The following is an 18,796-nucleotide window of genomic DNA, read 5'->3' on the forward strand; positions in this document are numbered from 1 at the left end:
GCCTCGATCAGTTGCGGCGGTGGGCGTTGAGACGGTGCTCGACGAATAGCGAGTAGCGCGACATTCCAAAGCAGAAGATGAAATAGATGATCCCGGCGAAGGCGAAACCGGTGAACGCGGTCGACGGCGTCGACCATTTTGGATCCGAGAACGAGGCGCGCAGCGAGCCCAGGAGGTCGAACAGCGCCACGATCGAAACCAGCGAGGTGTCCTTGAACAGCGAGATGAAGCTGTTGACAAGGTTCGGAATGACGTGACGCAGCGCCTGCGGCAGCACGATCAGCGACGTCGTCTTCCACCAGGACAATCCGAGGGCGGCCGCCGCCTCGCCTTGACCGCGCGGTATCGCAGCGAGCCCACCGCGAACGTTCTCGGCCTGATAGGCGCCCGTGAACAGCGCAATGCCGATCAGCGCCCTGACCAGACCGTCGACGGTGAAATTGCCGGGCAGGAACAGGGGCAGCATATAGGTCGCGAAGAACAGCACGGTGATCAGCGGCACGCCGCGCCAGAACTCGATGAAGGCGATCGAGAAGATCCGGATCAACGGAATGGTGGAGCGGCGGCCGAGCGCGAGCGCAATGCCAATCGGCAGCGAGGTGACGATGCCGGTGACGGAGACGACCAGCGTCACCAAAAGGCCGCCCCAGAGATTGGTTGCCACGATCGGCAATCCCCCGTGGTCGAGCCCCATCAGCTTGATAACGATCGCGATGCCAATCAAGGTGCCGATGCTCGATGCCAGAGCCCGGCCGCCGGTGCGAACGCCACCGCCCAGAACGAATGCGATCAGGCCGACAATCGCGGCCGTGATGGCAAAATCAGCCCAGACCGGCTGCCCCATGCCCTGAATATAATCGCGCAGCCAAGTGAGCGGAAAGATCAGCCATTGGATCGCTGTGCCGAGCAGCACGACGAGGCTTCCGACGACCCACAGCAGCGGAGCGACGGCGGACGTCTTGCTCAGGCTGAGCAGCGCCTGCCCGGCACCGAGGATGCTTTCGTCGAACAGTTGCAGCAGGCCGGCCGTCCAGCTCAGGCCGAAGCCCTTGATGCCGCCGCCGTGCAGCAGGAAGAATGCGACCACCGGAAAGGCGGCGAAGAACAGGCCGGCATTCAGGCCCTTCGCCGGCAGCCGCGGAACGAGCAGCGGCAACAGCAGGACGGCTGCGAGCAACAGCGTCAGATCCACCCGCCAGCGCTCGGCCTCGGGATAGAAGCCGTAGATCAGCTGCGGGAGCTTCGCCTGGATGTAGGGCCAGCAGGCGCCGACCGCAAAGCCGGCGTTCTCGGCGAGGCAGGCGGTGCGGTCCTGACCGCTCCAGACCGCATCGACCATCAGGAACTTGACGGAAGGAACGATGGTGAACCAGAGCAGCAAGGCGCCCAGGATCGTCAGCAGGATGTTCGTCGGCGAGTTGAACAGGCGCGTGCGCATCAGGCCGATGAAGCCTGTGGTCTTCACCGGCGCGGGACGCTCGGCGAGCAGGTCCCTGCGGACGAAGCTGGACGAGATGACATCGCTCATGCGCCCAGACTCCGGCTGACGTGCCAACCGTAAACGCTCATGACGGCGCTGGTGAGGAGCGAGATCAGGAGATAGACGCCCATCGTCATGGCGATGATCTCGATTGCCTGCCCGGTCTGGCTCAGCGACGTGCCGGCGAACACCGACACGAGGTCAGGATAGCCGATCGCGACCGCAAGCGAGGAATTTTTCGTGAGGTTGAGGTATTGATTGGTCAGCGGCGGTACGATGACGCGCATGGCCTGCGGCACGACGATCAGGCGGAGCGTGGCGCCGCGGCTGAGACCGAGCGAGGATCCCGCCTCCATCTGCCCCTTGTGAACGGACAGAATGCCGGCACGCACGATCTCGGCAATGAAAGCAGCGGTATAGGTCGACAGCGCCACCGTGAGCGCCACGAATTCCGGGATGATGCGTGAGCCGCCGGCGAAGTTGAACCCCCGAAGCTGCGGCAGCTCGAAGGTAAAGGGCAGACCAAACACCAGCATGGTGGCGAGCGGCAATCCGAACAGCGCCCCCAGCACATAGGGCCAGATCCGGATCATCCGCCCTTCCTGAAACAACGCGCGCCGCGCATGGAAACGCAGCACCAGCGAGGCGACGACGCCGAGCGCCAGCACCGCCAGGAACGGCCCGAGGCCGCCCTGGCCGATCGGACTGGGAACGACGAGGCCGCGATTACTGAGAAAGGCAATACCGAGCAGCGAAATGCTCTGCCGCGGATTGGGCAAGGCAGCGAGAACGGCGAGGTACCAGAACAGGATCTGGAACAGCAGCGGCAGGTTGCGGATGACCTCGACATAGATCTCGCCGACACGCGACAACAGCCAATTGGGCGACAGCCGGCATAGCGCGACGATGAAGCCGATCACGGTGGCGAAGACGATGCCCACCACCGAGACCACGAGCGTATTCAAGAGCCCGACCACGAACACGCGCAGGAACGTGTCCGAGCCGGTATAGGAGATCAGGGTCTGGTTGACGTCGAAGCCGGCATTGTTCCTGAGGAAGCCGAAGCCGGCAGCGATGTGCTGGTTTTCGAGGTTGGCGCGAGCATTGGAGACGATCTCGTAGCCGATCCACCCAAGGATCGCCGCGAAGGCAAACTGGACGGCAACGCCGTTCCAGCCAGCCTTGCCGCCCAGAATGCGCCGGATCTTCAGCGCGATCTGGAGCGGCGGTTTTCGGGCCTCGGTGCTCATGCCGCTGTCGGCCGATCAGGGGTGATCAGCGGATCGGCGGCGCGTACTGAAGACCACCCTTGTTCCAGAGATTGTTGAGACCCCGATTGATGGCGAGCGGCGAGCCCGCGCCGACGTTGCGGTCGAACACCTCGCCGTAATTGCCGACCGCCTTCACGATCCGCACCACCCAATCCTTGGTCAGGCCGAGCTGCTCGCCGAAATTGCCGTCGCTGCCGAGGACGCGCTTCAGCTCCGGGTTTTCCAGTTTCGCCTTCTCGTCGACGTTCTTCGAGGTCACGCCGAGCTCTTCGGCGGTGATCATCGCAAACAGCGTCCATTTCACGATGTCGAACCACTGGTCGTCGCCGTGGCGCACCATCGGGCCGAGCGGCTCCTTCGAGATGATCTCCGGGAGCACCATATGGTCGTTGGGATTGGCGAGCTTGAGGCGATTGGCGTACAGGCCCGACTGGTCGGTGGTGAAGACGTCGCAGCGCCCGGCTTCGTAGGCCTTGACGGTCTCGTCGTTGGTGGCGAATGCGATCACCTCGTACTTCATGTTGTTGGCCTTGAAGTAGTCGGCGAGGTTCTGCTCGGTGGTGGTGCCGGTCTGCACGCAGACCGATGCGCTGTTGAGCTCGAGTGCCGAGTTCACCTTGAGCGACTTCTTCACCATGAAGCCCTGCCCGTCATAATAGGTCACGCCGGTGAAGTTGGCGCCGAGAGAAGTGTCGCGCGAGATGGTCCAGGTGGTGTTGCGCGAGAGCACGTCGATCTCGCCCGATTGCAGCGCCGTGAAGCGGTCCTTGGCGGACAGCGGCACGAACTTGACCTTGGTCGGATCGTTGAAGATCGCGCCGGCAATGGCGCGGCAGACGTCGACGTCGATACCGGTCCAATTGCCCTTGTCGTCGGGCGACGAGAAGCCCGGCAGGCCTTGGCTGACGCCGCAGGACAGCATGCCCCGGTCCTTGACGGTCTTGAGCGTTTGCGCGTCGGCGGCTTGGGCGGCGAGGCCGGCGGCGAGAGCAAGAGTGAGAGCCAGGGTTACGCGTTTCATGGGCTTCGGGCCTTTCAAGGTCGTCTCAAGATCAGGAATGTTGTCTCAGGATCGTCTCTGCCAGGGAAGCCTGGCAAGAATCATGCTGGGAAACCTTGCCGAACACTCGCCGATCTCGAGAGGCCATACCTTCATCCCCGCCGCTGGCGCCCGCCATTTTGGCTGTGACGCAAAGACCGCTCAGGCAATGGATCGAAGGTCGCGGCAGGCCCCTCAACATGCGGCGACTGAATAGCACCTGCGCATCACAGAACGACTGGCGAGCCGGGTCAAGGGGTTGACGGGACTCTTCTGTATTCTGTTATTAACGACAGCGGCCTCTCGGCCGGCCCGCGGGCGCGATGCGTCCGGTGGAAACGCGGTTTTGAAAGCAGACGCATGGATTCCTCGCACCCCCAAGAGCAGCACGCCGAGACCCGGCTGGTCACCTCCGGCCGCGACACCAAGGCGCAGAAGGGGTTCGTCAATCCGCCGGTGTTCCACGGCTCGACCGTGCTCTATCCGACCGCCGAGGACCTGCACGCCCATCGCGGCGAGTTCACCTATGGCCGCCACGGCACTCCGACGACCAGGGCTTTCCAGGATACGCTGATGGCGCTGGAGGGGCCGCAATGCGCCGGCGTCGGCATCGTGCCGTCGGGCCTGTCGGCGATCTCCACCACCCTGCTCGCGGTGCTGAAGGCCGGCGATCATATTCTGGTCGTCGACAACATCTATCGGCCTTCGCGCAATTTCTGCAACGGCATGCTGACCCGCTATGGCGTCGAGACCACCTATTTCGATCCGCTGATCGGCGCCGGCATCGAAAAGCTGTTCAAGTCCAACACCCGCGCCGTTCTGGTGGAGGCGCCGGGCTCGCAATCCTTCGAGATGCCCGACATCCGCGCCATCGCCGACGTCGCGCATGCGCGCGGCGCCCTCGTCATCGACGACAACACCTGGGCAACCCCGCTCTATCACCGCTCGCTGGAGCAGGGCGTCGACATCAGCATGCAGGCCGCCACCAAGTATATCGGCGGTCATTCCGACATCATGTTCGGCACCATCTCGGCCAACGCCAAGGCCTGGCCGCAGATTGCCGAAGGCATCCGCCTGCTCGGCGTCTGCGCCGGTCCCGACGACGTCTTCCTGGCGCTGCGCGGCCTGCGCACGTTGTCGGTGCGCCTCGCGCAGCATCATCGCTCCGGGCTCGATATGGCGCGCTGGCTCGCAGGCCGTCCCGAGGTCGCGCGCGTGCTGCATCCGGGCTTAGAGACCGATCCCGGCCATGCGATCTGGAAGCGCGACTTCACCGGCGCCTCGGGCCTGTTCAGCATCGTGCTGAAGCCCGCCCCGCAGAAGGCTGTCGACACCATGCTCAACACGCTAAAACTGTTCGGCATGGGTTTTTCCTGGGGCGGCTTCGAGAGCCTCGCAATTCCCTTCGATTGCGATGCCTATCGCACCGCGACCAAGTGGGCGCCCGGCGGCCCGACCCTGCGACTCCACATCGGCCTCGAAAGCACCGACGATCTCAAAGCCGATCTCGATCGCGGCTTCGCTGCCCTCAAGGCGGCAATGTGAGCCTGCTCACGCGGCATCGTGCGCGAGGACGCGGCATCGCGCGCCGCGGGAACGTGCACGCGCCGCAAACGTTAACTCCAATGCGCCAACAAATGGTTTGATCCTCAAGTATTTGGCGCTAGCCTCACCAATCGACTCCAATCCGGACTCGGAGCATGGGAACGTTGGTTCTGCTCGATCTCATGGGCGGCGTTGCGCTGTTGTTGTGGGGCCTGCACATGGTCCACAGCGGGATCTTGCGCGCCTTCGGCCCCGACCTGCGGCGCCTGCTCGGCAAGGCGCTCAGCAACCGCGCCAGCGCCTTCGCCGCCGGCCTCGGGCTCACCGCGCTGCTCCAGAGCAGCACGGCAACGGCGCTGATCACGTCTTCGTTCGCGGCCGAGGGGCTCGTCAGTCTCGCCGCCGCGCTCGCCATCATGCTCGGGGCCAATGTCGGCACGACGCTGATCGTCCAGGTGCTGTCGTTCAACATCGCCGCCGTTGCGCCAGTGCTGTTCGTGCTGGGGCTCGTCGCCTTCCGCGCCGGGCCGCGATCCCGGATCAAGGACGTCGGGCGTGTCTGCATCGGCCTCGGCCTGATGCTGCTCTCGCTGCACATCCTGCTCGACACGCTGGCGCCGGCGGAGAACGCGCCCGGCGTCCGCGTCGTGATGTCGGCCATCACCGGCGACCCGGTCTTGTGCATCGTGATCGCCGCCCTCGTCACCTGGGCGGTGCATTCGAGCGTTGCCAGCGTGCTGCTGATCATGTCGCTGGCCTATTCGCAGTTCATTTCGCCCTATGCGGCCCTCGCACTGGTGCTCGGGGCCAATCTCGGCAGCGCCATCAATCCCGTGTTCGAGGGCGCCAGGCGCGACGACCCCGCAAGCTATCGCCTGCCGGTCGGCAACCTCATCAACCGCGTGGTCGGGATTGCGCTCGTCCTGCCCTTCCTGGGCGCGATCGCTGCGCACATGCACGCCTGGCAGCCCGATCTCGCCAAGATGACGGCGGCTTTCCACATCGCCTTCAATGTCGGCACGGCCGTGCTCTTCATCGGCCTCCTCGACCCCATGTCGCGCCTGCTGAACCGGCTGCTGCCCGATCGCGTCAAGGAGGCCGATCCGGCCCGGCCGCGCTATCTCGACGAGACCGCGCTGGAGACGCCGTCACTTGCGCTCGCCGACGCCGCCCGCGAGACCTTGCGCATGGGCGACCTCGTCGAGGTCATGCTGCGCAAGGTGATGGCCGCGATGATGACCGGCGACCGCGCGCTGGTCGACCAGGTTTCGAAGACGGACAATCTCGTCGACGGTCTCGACGAGGCCATCAAGCTCTACGTGACGAAATTGATGCGCGGCAGCCTCGACGAGAGCGAAGGACGGCGTGCGATGGAGATCATCTCCTTCGCCATCAACCTCGAACATATCGGCGACATCATCGACAAGAGCCTGAGCGAGCTCGCCACCAAGAAGATCAAGCGGCGCTTCCAGTTCTCGGCGGAAGGGGCCGAGGAACTCGCCGCGTTCCACAAGCGCACGATGGACTCGCTGCGCATCGCCTTTGGCGTCTTCATGTCGGGCGACGCCAACGAGGCGCGCAAGCTGCTGGTGGAGAAGACGGCGCTGCGCAACACCGAGCTTGCCGCGGTCGAGCGCCATCTCGACCGCCTGCGCGAGGGCCGCCCCGAAACCATCGAAACCACATCGCTGCATCTCGACGTGCTGCGCGACCTGCGCCGCATCCACTCGCATATCTGCTCGGTCGCCTATCCCGTGCTGGATGCAGCCGGGGAGCCCTATCGTAGAACCGAGGCGGAAACGGCCGCCCTGTCCGCCTCAGGCGCGGCCTCGGTGTTGCCGCGATAACCCTTTGATCAGCGGTCCAGTGTCTTCGAGGCGGTGCCGCGGTTCTTGACGATCAGCATGATGTTGCGGACATAGATGATGGTCGCGAGCGCCTGTCCGAGGATGATCACGGGCTCGCGCTTCACGACGCCATAGACCAGCGTCATCAGCCCGCCGCCCATCGAGCAGAACCAGAATGCCATCGGCACCACGCTGTTGCCGGCGCGCTCGCTCGCGATCCATTGCACGAGGAAGCGCGCGGTAAAGAACAGCTGGGCAACCAGGCCGAACGCCAGCCAGAAGTCGAACTTGGCGATGAAGACGTCGTAGAGATAATTGCTCAGCGCCTGACCGTATTGGATGATCATGCATTCACCTCGGTCACCTCAGGCGTCGGCTTCTTGCGGCGGATCAGCCACCACACGCCGGCGAGATCCATGATGCCGATCCACAGCCGGTCGAAGAAGCCGTAGTTCGATACACCCGAATGCCGCGGCCGGTCGATCACGTCGACATAGGCAATGTCGTAGCCTTCGCGGCGGACCAGCGCCGGCAGGAAGCGATGCAGCCCGTCGAAATACGGCAGCATCAGGAAGACGTCGCGCCGGAACGCCTTCAGTCCGCAGCCGGTGTCGCGCGTGCCGTCCTTCAGGATGCCATTGCGAACGCCGTTCGCCACGCGCGACTGGAATTTCTTGAAGCCGGTGTCCTTGCGCCCGACGCGTTGGCCGGCAGCGAGACCGACGCGTCCTGCCCCCTTCTCGACCGCCGCGATCAGGTCCGGCAGGAAGGCCGGATTGTTCTGGCCGTCGCCGTCGAGCGTCGCCACGATTTCCCCGCGCGCCGCGCGTACGCCGCTGCGCACGGCTGCGGATTGGCCGCCTGACCTCGCATGGCGGAGCTGACGCAGATTGCTCCGCTGCTTCATGATGGCGGCAAGCCGCTCACCAGTCGCGTCGGTTGAGCCGTCGTTGACGTAGATGATCTCATAGGCCCAGCGGCCATCGAGCGCCGCCGTGATCTCCTCGATCAAGGGCGCGATGTTGTCGGCTTCGTTGCGCACGGGAACGACGATTGAAACCGAAGGCTGGGACGTCGACAAATCGAGGCTCGTGGTTGGAATTGACCTGCCCCAGGGAACCGGCGTCCCGGCAGGCAGCCGCTTTTATGGGGCGGATGCCCCGCGGGCAACCCTTTTGAGGCGGTCCGAAACCGTCCGTGAAAGCGGCACGATGGTGCCGTCGGCGCGGATGGCAAAGCCGAGCCTTCGGGCCGCAAACCAGTAACGGACGGCCATGGCCCCGACCATGCCGACCAGGGCGCCAGCCACGACGTCGCTCGGGTGATGCGCGAGCAGCACCAGGCGCGTCAGCAGGATCACGATTGCGTAAGTGAACATGAACAGGCGCAGGCGCGGCCACAATGCCGACACGGCAAACGCCAGGGCGAAGGCTGCCACGGCATGGCCTGACGGCAAGCTGGCGTAGGCGCCCGTCCCCTCGAACGGTATGAAGTTGAATGGATTGGCCTGGCCGCCGACAAATGGACGTCCGCGGCCGATGAGATATTTCAGGATCTCAGCGACGAACGCCGACACGGCAACCGACAGAAACATGAATTGCAACCGCGTGCCGAAGACGAGCAGCAGCGCGCGGCGGCTTCCGTGCATTCCGGCCGCGACAAAAGCCAGCGCCACCAGCGCAGCCCCCAGCACGGAGAGCACATACTCGTCCTTGCCGAAATCGGTGAGGATGCGGATCGGCCACAGGCTGGGTGTGCCGCGCGGCGGCATCAGCAGGATCTCGGTCTGATCAAACCCGACCATCAGCACGATGACCAGCGCTGCGCCCGCTGCGCTGAGCCAGAGCGAGTGCCGTGCCAGTCTTCGGGCGGCCTCGGCCCGGCGCGAATGCGATGGCGAGCGGACGAGCTGCGCCAGGGCGCGCCAGGACACGGCGAGCAACTGCGCGGGATAGCCGCCACGCGGCGCAGTGTCGGTCGGGACGCTCATCCTATTGGGTGCCTTCCGACCGGAAGATCGAAATCGAGATCGCGCGCCCTTGCGAGAAATTATAGCCGTCGATGCGCGCGCCGACCTTGTAGCGCAGCCCGATCGCCTCGGCGCGCTGCACGAAGCTGCGCTCCGAGCGCTGCTCGATCAGCGCGAAGCGGCAGTTCCCCTGCCGCAGGAAGTCCGCCGCACCAGAGCCATCCGTGAGCAAGGTCTGAGTGCCCACCAGAAAGACAAGGCTCGGCTCGTGATAACCAGCCGCAGCCGCCTTCGGTCCGACGCAGGTGACATTGCGAAGCGCGCGCGCGATCTCGATGCTCGGAAACAGCGGCGTCAGTGACGGCAGCACGATGCCGTAGACCGTCACCGCCAGCATCAGGGCTGCGACCAGCGCGTTGAGCAGCGAGCGCTCGGCGCGATTGTTGTCGTAGAGCCACCAGGCGAACAGGCCGAAAATCAGCGCGGCCGCGATGAACGGCCAGGCCACGAAGGCCGGCTGCCGCGTCAGCATCACCGCGCCCACGACCGCGATGATCGAGGCGGCGGCGGGGATCGCGAACCACCACGCCGAACCGCGCGTCAGCCAGGAGCGTGACAGCACGCGCCGCTCCAATGCGCCTGCGGTAAGGATCGCGATCGCCGGATACAGCGGCAGCACGTAATGCGGTAGCTTGGTCAACACCGCCTCGAATACGATCCAGGACGGGATCAGCCAGGCCAGCAGAAACTGCGCGCCGGGCTCACGCCGCGCCCGCCACACCGCCGGCGCCGCCATCGCGGCAAGCGGTGCGCCCGGCCAGAACGTGATCCAGAACAGCGCCAGGTAGACTCCCGGCGGCGCACCGTGGGATTCCTGGGCCCCTAACTTGCTCAGCATGTCGCCACCGACGGAATCGGCGAAGAAGGCATCGCCCGCGCGCCAGAAGATCGCGACGAACCAGGGCAGCACCAGCACCAGCATCCACATCAGGCCCCAGAGCGGGCGCAGCTTCCACAGCCAGGAGGCGTCGCGGTCCTGGATCGCAAGCGCGACGATGGTGAGGCCCGCGAACATCAGGATCAGCGGACCTTTTATCAGGATGCCGACCGCGAGCGCGCTCCAGAAGATCGCGGGCCAGCTCCAGGGCGGATGCGTCTCGTCCTCGGCGCGCTGCCAGGACAAATAGGCCCGCGCCATCGCGCCCATCGCGGCGACGACGCAGAACAGCAGCATGGCATCGGTCTTGGCGAGGCGAGCTTCGACGCCGAGCAGCACGGACGCGCACATCATCAGCGCCGCCAGCACCGCGGCGCGTCGCGTGACGAAGCCGAGGGCGGCCCAATAGGTCATGAGAACGGCGCCGATCGCACCCATCAGGGAGGGCAGCCGGTAGACCCAGATGCGCAATTCGGCCTTCGGCAGCTTGAGCATCGACGCGGCTTCGACGGTCGCCGATTGCAACCAGTAGATGCCGACCGGCTTCTTGTAGCGGACGTCCTCCTGGAAGCGGATATCGACATAGTCGCCGCTCTCGACCATCTGCTTGGTGGCCTGGGCGAAGCGCGCTTCGTCGCGATCGATCGGCGGGATGGTGAAGAAGCCGGGCAGGAACAGCAGCAGCGCGCAGAGCACCAGGAAGCCGACCGCGCGCGCATGGCTGGCCGTGACGATGTCGAGCATGCGCACGAGCCCGCTGCCCGGATTTGCGGGCGATTTCGACTCGCGCGGGGCTCCAAAACGGGGGCTTGGGTAGGTCTCGGCCATTGGTTCCGCTTACGCTGAAACCGCCATCGCCACAACCGCTTAAGGCAGGGTCATTGAATTCGAATGACGACTGTGTCCGCGGCGCCCGTGGCGTCGATCACGGTGAGCCGGGCAAAGCCCGGACCGGGCGGATCGATCAGCCGCTGACGGCGGCCGTCGATCTCGCCAAGCGCGGTGCCGTTAACCATGACGGTCATGGGCAGCACGCCGCCGGCGACTTTGACCGGCATGGCTGCGCTTTCCCGGCCCCCCGATCGATCGACGTCGATCCGCGAGCCGTTGAGCGGAAACTGAATGTGCAGCGCCTGCTCGCCTCCGTTGCGCACCAGTTCCCCGATCGGGCGGAACCGCTTCAGGGGCAGCGGCAGCTTGGCGTTGCCGGCCACCAGGGTTCCCCGGGGAGCTTTCGGCAACGGCGCGAGCGTCTTGCCGCTGCGGGCAAAGGCGTCGAACAGGATGGGTGCGGCGGCGACACGTCCGATCAGCCCGGGAACCGGCGCGCCGTCCGGACGCCCGACCCAGACGCCGATGGTCATACGGCCGTCGAAGCCGACCGACCAGGCGTCGCGATCGCCGTAAGAGGTCCCGGTCTTGAACGCGATCCGGTTGTGGGCGGCGTTCTCCGGCGGTGGCGTTCCCAGCAGCACGTTGCCGACCTGCCAGGCCGCGACCTGATCCAGCAGCCGGAGCGGCTCACGGTCATCCTTGTCGGCCATGATCTCCCGCAGTGGCTTGGTGGTGCCGAGACGGGCAAAGCCCGCATAGAGCTGGGCGAGGTCCTGGAGCGTGACGCCAACGCCGCCGAGACCCATGGCGAGCCCTGGCGTCTCGTCCTTGGGCAGAACCAGATTGCCGCCGGCCTGGCGCAGCCGCGAGGCCAGCCGGCTCGAGCCGACGCGGTCGAGCAGCACGATGGCGGGCACGTTCAGCGACAATTGCAGCGCCTTCCTCACCGGCACCGTGCCCTGGAACGTCATGTCGAAATTTTCCGGCGCGTAGGAGCCGAAGCGGACCGGCCGATCGTCGATCAGGCTCTCCGGATGGACGAAGCCATCCTCGAAGGCGAGCCCATAGATAAAGGGTTTCAGCGTCGAGCCCGGCGAGCGGATGGCGCGGGTCATGTCGACCTGCCCTGCCCGGCTCTCGTCGAAATAATCGGCCGAGCCGACGCGGGCGAGCACGTCGCCGCTCTCATTGTCCACCACGATGATGCCGACCGAGATGTTCGGCCCAAGCGCAACGGCGCGGTCGCGCGCCAGCGGCTCCAGTACCTTCTGCAAGTTCGCATCGAGCGTCAGCTTGATGACCGGCTTGTCCTTGACTGTCGAAAGCGCGGTGTCGGAGGCGTGCGGCGCCAGGATCGGCATCGGCTTGCGCACTTTCGGCACGGGCACCGCCTTGGCCTGCTTGGCGTCGTCGGCACTGATCACGTGCTCCTCGACCATGCGGTCGAGCACGCGATCGCGCGCCTTGCGCGCCGCATCAGGGTAGCGGTCGAGCCGGCGCGTCTCCGGCGATTGCGGCAGTGCGACCAGCATCGCGGCTTCCGCCAGCGACAGGCGCTTCGGCTCTTTGCCGAGATAGGCGATGGACGCCGCGCGGATGCCTTCGAGATTGCCGCCATAGGGTGCGAGCGCCAGATAGAGATCGAGGATCTGCTCCTTGCTCATGCTGCGCTCGATTTCGATCGCACGCACCATCTGCCTCAGTTTTGCGTAGAGCGAACGTTGCCGCCTCGGCTCCATCAGCCGCGCGAGCTGCATGGTGATGGTCGAGCCGCCCGAGACGATGTGGCCGCGCGTCCCGAGCTGCAACGCCGCGCGCCCCAGCGCCAACGAATCGATGCCGTCATGAGCATAGAAGCGCTGGTCCTCATAGGCGAACAGCAGCTTGAGATAAGTCGGATCGACGTTGGTCCTGGCATCGACCGGCAACCGCCAGCGCCCGTCCACCATGGCATAGGCGCGCAGCAGCTTGCCGTTGCGGTCGACGATGGTGGTGGAGACCTGGCGTGCTTCCTCGAGCGGGAGAGGACCGAGGGAGTAGACCCAGGCGACGAAGCCGGTGATGGCGAGGATGAGGGTGAGAGCGGCGGCGGAGACGAGGCGAAAGGCGAGTTGCCCTCTCCGCTCGTCATGGCCGGGCTTGACCCGGCCATCCACGCCGTCATCCACCGCCTGTGCGGCCGCGGATGCCCGGGTCAAGCCCGGGCATGACGACTGATGATGTGGCTCCGCTGCGCTCATTCACTTCAACTCAGATTCGAGCCCGGCTCACTTCGCCGCCCGCACCTCGACGGTGCCCGTACCGGTGCGACCATAGCGCGAGGGATTGTACATGTCCTCGACATAGGCTTGCGGCAGCACGTATTTGCCGGGCGAGACCGCGCGCACGACGTAGGCGACGGTGAAGACCGACTTGGAATCCGAGGCCCGGTCCACGGCCGCAGTGAAGCGGTCGTCACGGAACTCGGTGTCTTCGGGCTCCTCGCCATCCTCGATCCAGTCCAGCGTGCCGCTGTCGCCGGAGGACACCAGCTTCGGGTTGTCGATCTCCAGACCCGCCGGCAGATAGTCGGACACCATGATGTGACCGTATTCGGGCTTGGCCTCGGTGATCTTCAGCACCACCGCGAAGCGCTGGTTCTGCTTGACCTTGCTGACGTCGGCGGGCTTGCCGTCGAGCGTGAAGTAGCTGCGCTCGATCTTGAAGCCGTTGGACGCCGCCGGCTCCGGAGTGACCGGAGAGCCCGACACCGAGACCACCGCCTGCACCGGTGCGTCGCCGGTGTTGGTGATCTTCAGCGGCTTGCCGCTCAGCGCGTCCGCCTTATAGCTGCGATAGAGCGCAGTTTTGACCGGCTGGCCGTCCACCTCGATGGACAGGTTCTCCTTGGCCAGCGCCCGCGCCGCCAGCACCAGCCACGCATTCTCCTGCGTAGAGGTGTAGGGCGTGAGTCCACGCGCGGTCTCGACCCGCGACACTGCCTGGGTCAGCGTCGTCCTCGGCGCGTTGCCTTCGCTGGCGAGCGAGACCAAAGCTGCGGCATCGCGAAGCTGCGAGCCGTAGTCGGTGCGGCCGAACTCGAGCACGGGCTTTGGCGCGAGGCTGTCGAGCGCGGCGCCATAGACCCGTTCGGCGCGGTTGCGGTCGCCGACCAGAGCGAGCGCCGCCGCAAGCTGCGACTTCGCAATCGGCGTTGCGAGGTTGGCGAGCTTGGTGTCGGCGAGATAGCGGAGATCGCCGATCGGCGCTGCGCCGTTACGCGCGAGCACGTAGAGGCCGTAGGCGAGATCGCGCCCACCGTCCTTTTCCGGCTCGTTGGCGTTGACGACGGAGTTGCGGATCCGATCGAGCGCGTTCTTGAACAGCACATCAGGCACCGCAAAGCCCTTTTCGCGGGCCCGGGTGAGGAAGTCCGTCACGTACGCGTCGAGCCAGGCATCGTCGCCGCCCGCGGACCACAGTCCAAACGAGCCGTTCGAGCCCTGACGCGCCAACAGACGTTCGATGGCGTCGCGGATGCGCTGGTCGACCTCGGTGTCCATGGCGAGATGCGCGCCGGCCGCGAGCTCGTTGACATAGAGCAGCGGCATGGCCCGGCTGGTGATCTGTTCCGAGCAGCCATAGGGATAGCGGTCGAGCGCTTTCAGGATCGTCGCCGCATCGAGCGCGGTCGACAGGCTCGCCGAGACCGAGACGCTGCCGGTGCCCGGCACGAGATCACTGAACATGTCCGAGGTCAGCGTCAGGCTCTCGCCCTTCGCCAGCGTGCGGATCGAACGCCGCGCCAGCACCTGCGTCGCTGCCTTGACGTCGAACGCGTAGTGCCGCGCCAGCGCCAGGCCATTCGGCCCCTTGATGTCGACGTCGAGCGTCGCCTGCCCCGCCGCGGTCGCATCGAGCGCGAGCGCGAAGGAGTTGCGCTGCTTGGCGGCGAGCCTGACCGCGGTGGCGGGATTGCCGGTCATCTTCACCGGGCCGCCGGTCTTCACGTCGATGACGTAGTCGCCGGCCTGACCCTCGACATTGTCGATCTCCAGATTGACCGTGCCGTGGTCGCCGTTGAGCAGGAAGCGCGGGAGCGTCGTCGTCAGCACCACGGGATCGCGGATCACGACATCGGTGTTGGCGCGGCCGAGCTTGGTCGCGGTCCATGCCACGGCCATCACGCGCGCGGTGCCGGCAAACTCCGGAATGTCGAAGCTCACTTCCGCAGTGCCGTCGGCAGCGACCGTGACGATGCCGGAATAGAGCGCGAGCGGCTTCTGCGTGGGCGGTGAGCCCTGGAGCTCTCCCGCACCGGCATCGCCGCCGGACTTGATCTGGCCGCGCGTGCCCGACATGCCGTCGATGAGCTGCCCGTAGAGATCGCGGATCTCGGCGCTCAGACGGCGCTGGCCGAGATAGTAATCATCCGGTGCCGGCGGCTTGTAATTGGTGAGATTGAGAATGCCGACATCGACCGCGGCGATGACGATTTTAGCGTCCTCGCCCGGATTGAGGCCCTCGAACTTGACCGGGATCTTCAGCGTGGAGTTCGGCCGGATCAGCGCCGGCGGCGTCAGCTTCACCTGCAGCGTGCGGGTCTGCTTGTCGATACCGAACCATTTCAGACCGATCGCCCGGCCCGGCATGCGCTGGGCGGCGGCATCGAGCGGGCGGCGCAGCGTCGCCACCACATAGGCTCCGGTGCCCCAGTCCTTGCCGACCGGAAGCTTGACCTGGGCGGTGCCCTCTTTGACGTCGATGGTTTGCGTCGTCAGCAGACGGTCGCCGAGCACGTTGATGGTGAGCTTGCCGGCACTGCGCACATTGACCGACACCGTCATGGTGTCGCCGGAGGCGTATTGCGGCTTGTCGATCGAGGTCTCCAGCAGGTCCGGCGTATCGGCGCTGCCGTCGGAATACCAGCCGACATCGAACTGCACCGAGGTCACCGGGCCGTCAGCGTCGTTCGACTTCACATCAAGCCGGTAGCGGCCGGGTTGCGGCGTGAGCGAGATCCGCGTCGGCTTGTCGGCAGCGATCGTGACGTCACCGTCGGCGACGCGCGAGGTCGATTTGACGGGCTCGTACTCCCAGTAATTGTTCTGGCGATACCATTGGTAGCGCGACTCCATCTTCAGGAGCTCGTAGCGCAGGCCGTCGCGGCGCAGCGTCTTGCCCTCAGGCGAGACGAACACGACATCGAACTCGGCCTTGTCCCCCTCGGCGACGTTCTTGTCTCCGAACAGCGGCTTGATGCCGATCTGCGCCGCGGCTGGCGCGACCGGCAGCACGATCTTGCGCTCGACGGCGCGGCCGCCGGTCTCGACCATGCGGACGAAGATCTGCGCCTCCTGCGGCCGCGTCGAGGTCGGCTGCTTGTCCAGCGTGACCGGGAAGGTCGCAACGCCGTTGGCATCGGCCTCGGGGAGATTCTCCAGCGGCGTGCGCTCATTCGAGGTGGTCTCCTCGTCGGCGACGCCGAACTGGTAGCCGGCAAAGCCCGGGCGTTCGCTTGCAGGCGCGATCAGCATGTCGCCTTCGAGCGCAAGGCCCGAGGCCGGCGCGCCATAGAGGAAATGACCGTCGGCCTTCAGCTCCACTGGAGCGTTGGCCTTGATCACTTTGTCCTTGGCGGACAAGTCGAATTCGATTCTATCGGGCACGTAGTCCTCGACCATGAAGGTGGTCTCGCCGACCGAGGAGCCTTTTGGGTCGGTGAAGGCGCGCACGCGCCACGTCCCGGTCGGAACGGCCGAATTGAGCGGCACGGCCAGCGTACGGCCTCCGGCGCCCTGGTCCGCCAGCGAGGCGCGGCGGAATTCGACGCCGTCGGGGCGCTCGACCACCAGCGTCATCGGCCCGCCGGTGACGGCATTGCCCTGGCCATCGCGCAACAGCGCGGTCAGATAGACGGTTTCGCTGGAGCGGTAGACGCCGCGCTCGGCATAGACGAAGGCGTCGGCTCCCGCCGGAACAGCGCGCCCCGAGACGCCGCGGTCGGACAGATCAAAGGCGGAGGTCTTCAGGCTCAGGAAGGCATAGTCCGCCTTCTCGCCCGTGACCGTGAGCATCGCCGGCGACAGGCCGCCCTCGCCGCGCGCAAGGCCGGCCTCGAACAGCACGTGGCCGGCATCGTCGGTCTTGCGCGTCGCCAGGATCTCGTTGTTGCGGGCAACCAGCCGCACCTCGGCCTTGCCGACCGGATCGGTCGAAGCCAGCGAGTTGACGAAGACATGGATGCCGTCATTGCCGGAATAGGCTGACACCCCGAGGTCGGAGACGATGAACCATTGCGTCGCGAGCTGGTAGTCGTCGTCCGAACCGGGGCTCTTGGCCGCGGCAGTCATCACGTAGACGCCGGGCTGGAGCTCGCCGAGCGCCTGGTCGACCGGGAAAGCGGTGGTGACGTCCTGGTTCAGCGTCATCGCGGTCGAAAGCTCGCCCGACCAGACCTTGACGCCGCGCTCGTCGCCGAGATCGCTGAGCTGGTACTTGGTCAGCGTCTTCTGGAAATCGCTGTCGACCACCGTGTTGATCAGGTTGCGATCGCCGATGCGGAAGACGTTGATGTTGACCGCGGGCGTGTTGACGCTGACCACGGGAATGCCGCGCTGGCCGATCCTGGGCAGCACGTAGGCGCGGCTGGTGAAGCGCACGAAGGGCTTGCGATCGCGCACATAGATGTTGAACTCGGCCGATTTCGGCAGGCCCTCCTTCACCGTGGAGGGCAAGCCGGCGCGCAGGTTGATGTTGTAGCGTTCGCCGTGCTTCAGCCCATCGACGCAGAGCTGCTTGCCCTCGGCCGACAGCGCCGGCTTGTCCTGCCCCGCCAGCGCCAGGAACGGCGCGAAGTCGGTGCGCTTGGCGAGCTCTTCAGAGAACTGGAAGCAGGCACGCGGGCTCGCCGAGTCCGAGTCCACGGTATAGTCGAGCAGCCGGAAGCCGTGCTCGTCGCGCATCTTCTCGTACTGCCCGCGGACATCGGCGACCTCGCGCAGGTCGAGCGACAGCCGCAGCGAATCCAGCGCCGGCCGCCACAGCTTGCGTTCGGCCAGCGACTTGCCGAGGACGGCGAGCGCGTCCGCCTCCTCGCCCGGATTGCCGGCGCGCATGTAAGCGATGTAGGCCGCGGTCGAAGCGCGCTCCAGCAGGAAGGTCTGCTCGCTCGAATTCTTCGGCCAGATCTGGAAGATCACCTTGGCGAGCCGCAGCCAGTTGCCGGCATCGTCGGGGGTCGTGGCCACAATCTGGCCGAGCACCGACAGTCCGGTGCGGTAATCATTGCGCCTGAAGGCGGCGTCAGCATCCGTGCGCAGCGTCGCGTTGGTCTTGGCGACCGGCCCCGCCTCGCTCTTGATCTGCGCCTCGAGCTTGATTGCGGAATCGGCGAGATCGTCGCGCTTGAAGGCCTTGTCGGCGGCCTGCGCCGCGTTAAGGCCGAGCGCCAGCGCGGCGCAGATTGTGACGGCGCGAACAAGACCGATCATGGATGGACTCCCGGAAATCGCGGACGAACGCCGCTTGTCGCAAGAAATGCGCGGAAAGGTGACGGACTCAAGGCGATGGAACCAAAGGTGCAAATCGTCGCATTCGCCATGAAAAGGCAAGCCCAGAGGAGACCGATCAAGATACCGCCGCGCACGCCGTCCTGATGGCGCAGCACTACCCGACCAGTCGACCGGCGGCCGTGTCCCGGAAGCTATTCAGCGGTCCCGGCGATGTGATCCATCGTCCAATCCACTGCCGCTCAACCCGGCACCCTGACACCCCACCGTTCCGCTTTGTCGCGGCAATGAGGAAAACGGTTCGGTTCAGGCTTGGCGAAAGACCCAATTTTTCATATTGGCATGCTAGATGAACGGCCAGCCGCCCAAACCGGCCGGCTCAAG

At 65.7% G+C, this 18,796-nt stretch carries 11 protein-coding genes; 2 read left to right on the forward strand and 9 right to left on the reverse strand.

The window, feature by feature from the left end:
- Positions 1-7: 7 nt before the first annotated feature.
- Genes BRAD3257_RS20460 through BRAD3257_RS20470 form a run of 3 tightly spaced genes read right to left on the reverse strand, consistent with a single transcriptional unit; the run spans position 8 to position 3,772 of the window.
- Positions 8-1,528, reverse strand: coding sequence for an amino acid ABC transporter permease (locus BRAD3257_RS20460; RefSeq protein WP_122403300.1), 1,521 nt, complete (start codon positions 1,526-1,528; stop codon positions 8-10).
- Complete coding sequence (locus BRAD3257_RS20465; protein ID WP_122403301.1) at positions 1,525-2,730, reverse strand: amino acid ABC transporter permease; 1,206 nt, start codon at positions 2,728-2,730, stop codon at positions 1,525-1,527. Before BRAD3257_RS20465 ends, BRAD3257_RS20460 begins: the two co-directional genes overlap by 4 nt.
- A gap of 25 nt (positions 2,731-2,755) precedes the next feature.
- On the reverse strand, positions 2,756-3,772 hold the full coding sequence (locus tag BRAD3257_RS20470) for an amino acid ABC transporter substrate-binding protein (protein WP_122406680.1): 1,017 nt from the start codon (positions 3,770-3,772) through the stop codon (positions 2,756-2,758).
- 378 nt (positions 3,773-4,150) lie between these two features.
- Between BRAD3257_RS20470 and metC the strand changes: the two genes are divergently transcribed.
- Together metC and BRAD3257_RS20485 are read left to right on the forward strand one after the other, a co-directional pair.
- Positions 4,151-5,335: a cystathionine beta-lyase gene (metC, locus tag BRAD3257_RS20480; protein WP_122403302.1), complete on the forward strand. Its 1,185-nt coding sequence runs from the start codon at positions 4,151-4,153 to the stop codon at positions 5,333-5,335.
- A gap of 155 nt (positions 5,336-5,490) precedes the next feature.
- On the forward strand, positions 5,491-7,182 hold the full coding sequence (locus BRAD3257_RS20485) for a Na/Pi cotransporter family protein (RefSeq protein ID WP_122403303.1): 1,692 nt from the start codon (positions 5,491-5,493) through the stop codon (positions 7,180-7,182).
- An 8-nt stretch (positions 7,183-7,190) separates the two neighbouring features.
- Here BRAD3257_RS20485 and BRAD3257_RS20490 read toward each other — a convergent pair whose 3' ends face one another.
- From BRAD3257_RS20490 to BRAD3257_RS20515, 6 genes are all read right to left on the reverse strand, one after another.
- The gene (locus BRAD3257_RS20490) at positions 7,191-7,529 is read right to left on the reverse strand and encodes a lipid-A-disaccharide synthase N-terminal domain-containing protein (RefSeq protein ID WP_122403304.1); all 339 of its coding nucleotides are present in this window, start codon (positions 7,527-7,529) and stop codon (positions 7,191-7,193) included.
- Entirely contained in the window at positions 7,526-8,263 is a 738-nt protein-coding gene (locus BRAD3257_RS20495; protein ID WP_122403305.1) for a glycosyltransferase family 2 protein, read from the reverse strand. The genes BRAD3257_RS20490 and BRAD3257_RS20495 overlap by 4 nt, the downstream gene beginning before the upstream one ends.
- Positions 8,264-8,326: 63 nt before the next feature.
- Positions 8,327-9,172, reverse strand: coding sequence for a phosphatase PAP2 family protein (locus tag BRAD3257_RS20500; protein WP_122403306.1), 846 nt, complete (start codon positions 9,170-9,172; stop codon positions 8,327-8,329).
- Between the two features lies 1 nt (position 9,173).
- Positions 9,174-10,916 (reverse strand): ArnT family glycosyltransferase, encoded by a 1,743-nt coding sequence (locus tag BRAD3257_RS20505; protein ID WP_122403307.1) that lies wholly within the window; start codon positions 10,914-10,916, stop codon positions 9,174-9,176.
- A gap of 50 nt (positions 10,917-10,966) precedes the next feature.
- Positions 10,967-13,078 carry a penicillin-binding protein 1C gene (pbpC, locus tag BRAD3257_RS20510; protein WP_122406681.1) on the reverse strand — a complete coding sequence of 704 codons (2,112 nt, stop codon included), beginning with the start codon at positions 13,076-13,078 and terminating at the stop codon, positions 10,967-10,969.
- A gap of 111 nt (positions 13,079-13,189) precedes the next feature.
- A complete protein-coding gene (locus BRAD3257_RS20515) occupies positions 13,190-18,394 on the reverse strand; it encodes an alpha-2-macroglobulin family protein (RefSeq protein WP_122403308.1) in 5,205 nt (1,734 codons plus the stop codon).
- Between the last annotated feature and the right edge of the window lie 402 nt (positions 18,395-18,796).

Origin of the sequence: Bradyrhizobium vignae (genome assembly GCF_900324035.1) — a bacterium.
GTDB lineage: Bacteria > Pseudomonadota > Alphaproteobacteria > Rhizobiales > Xanthobacteraceae > Bradyrhizobium > Bradyrhizobium vignae.

Bases quoted from the DNA above. Each gene is read 5' to 3' on its own strand.
- BRAD3257_RS20460 (WP_122403300.1), bottom strand. From the start codon at position 1,528: ATGAGCGATGTCATCTCGTCCAGCTTCGTCCGCAGGGACCTGCTCGCC.
- BRAD3257_RS20465 (WP_122403301.1), bottom strand. From the start codon at position 2,730: ATGAGCACCGAGGCCCGAAAACCGCCGCTCCAGATCGCGCTGAAGATC.
- BRAD3257_RS20470 (WP_122406680.1), bottom strand. From the start codon at position 3,772: ATGAAACGCGTAACCCTGGCTCTCACTCTTGCTCTCGCCGCCGGCCTC.
- metC (WP_122403302.1), top strand. From the start codon at position 4,151: ATGGATTCCTCGCACCCCCAAGAGCAGCACGCCGAGACCCGGCTGGTC.
- BRAD3257_RS20485 (WP_122403303.1), top strand. From the start codon at position 5,491: ATGGGAACGTTGGTTCTGCTCGATCTCATGGGCGGCGTTGCGCTGTTG.
- BRAD3257_RS20490 (WP_122403304.1), bottom strand. From the start codon at position 7,529: ATGATCATCCAATACGGTCAGGCGCTGAGCAATTATCTCTACGACGTC.
- BRAD3257_RS20500 (WP_122403306.1), bottom strand. From the start codon at position 9,172: ATGAGCGTCCCGACCGACACTGCGCCGCGTGGCGGCTATCCCGCGCAG.
- BRAD3257_RS20505 (WP_122403307.1), bottom strand. From the start codon at position 10,916: ATGGCCGAGACCTACCCAAGCCCCCGTTTTGGAGCCCCGCGCGAGTCG.
- BRAD3257_RS20515 (WP_122403308.1), bottom strand. From the start codon at position 18,394: ATGATCGGTCTTGTTCGCGCCGTCACAATCTGCGCCGCGCTGGCGCTC.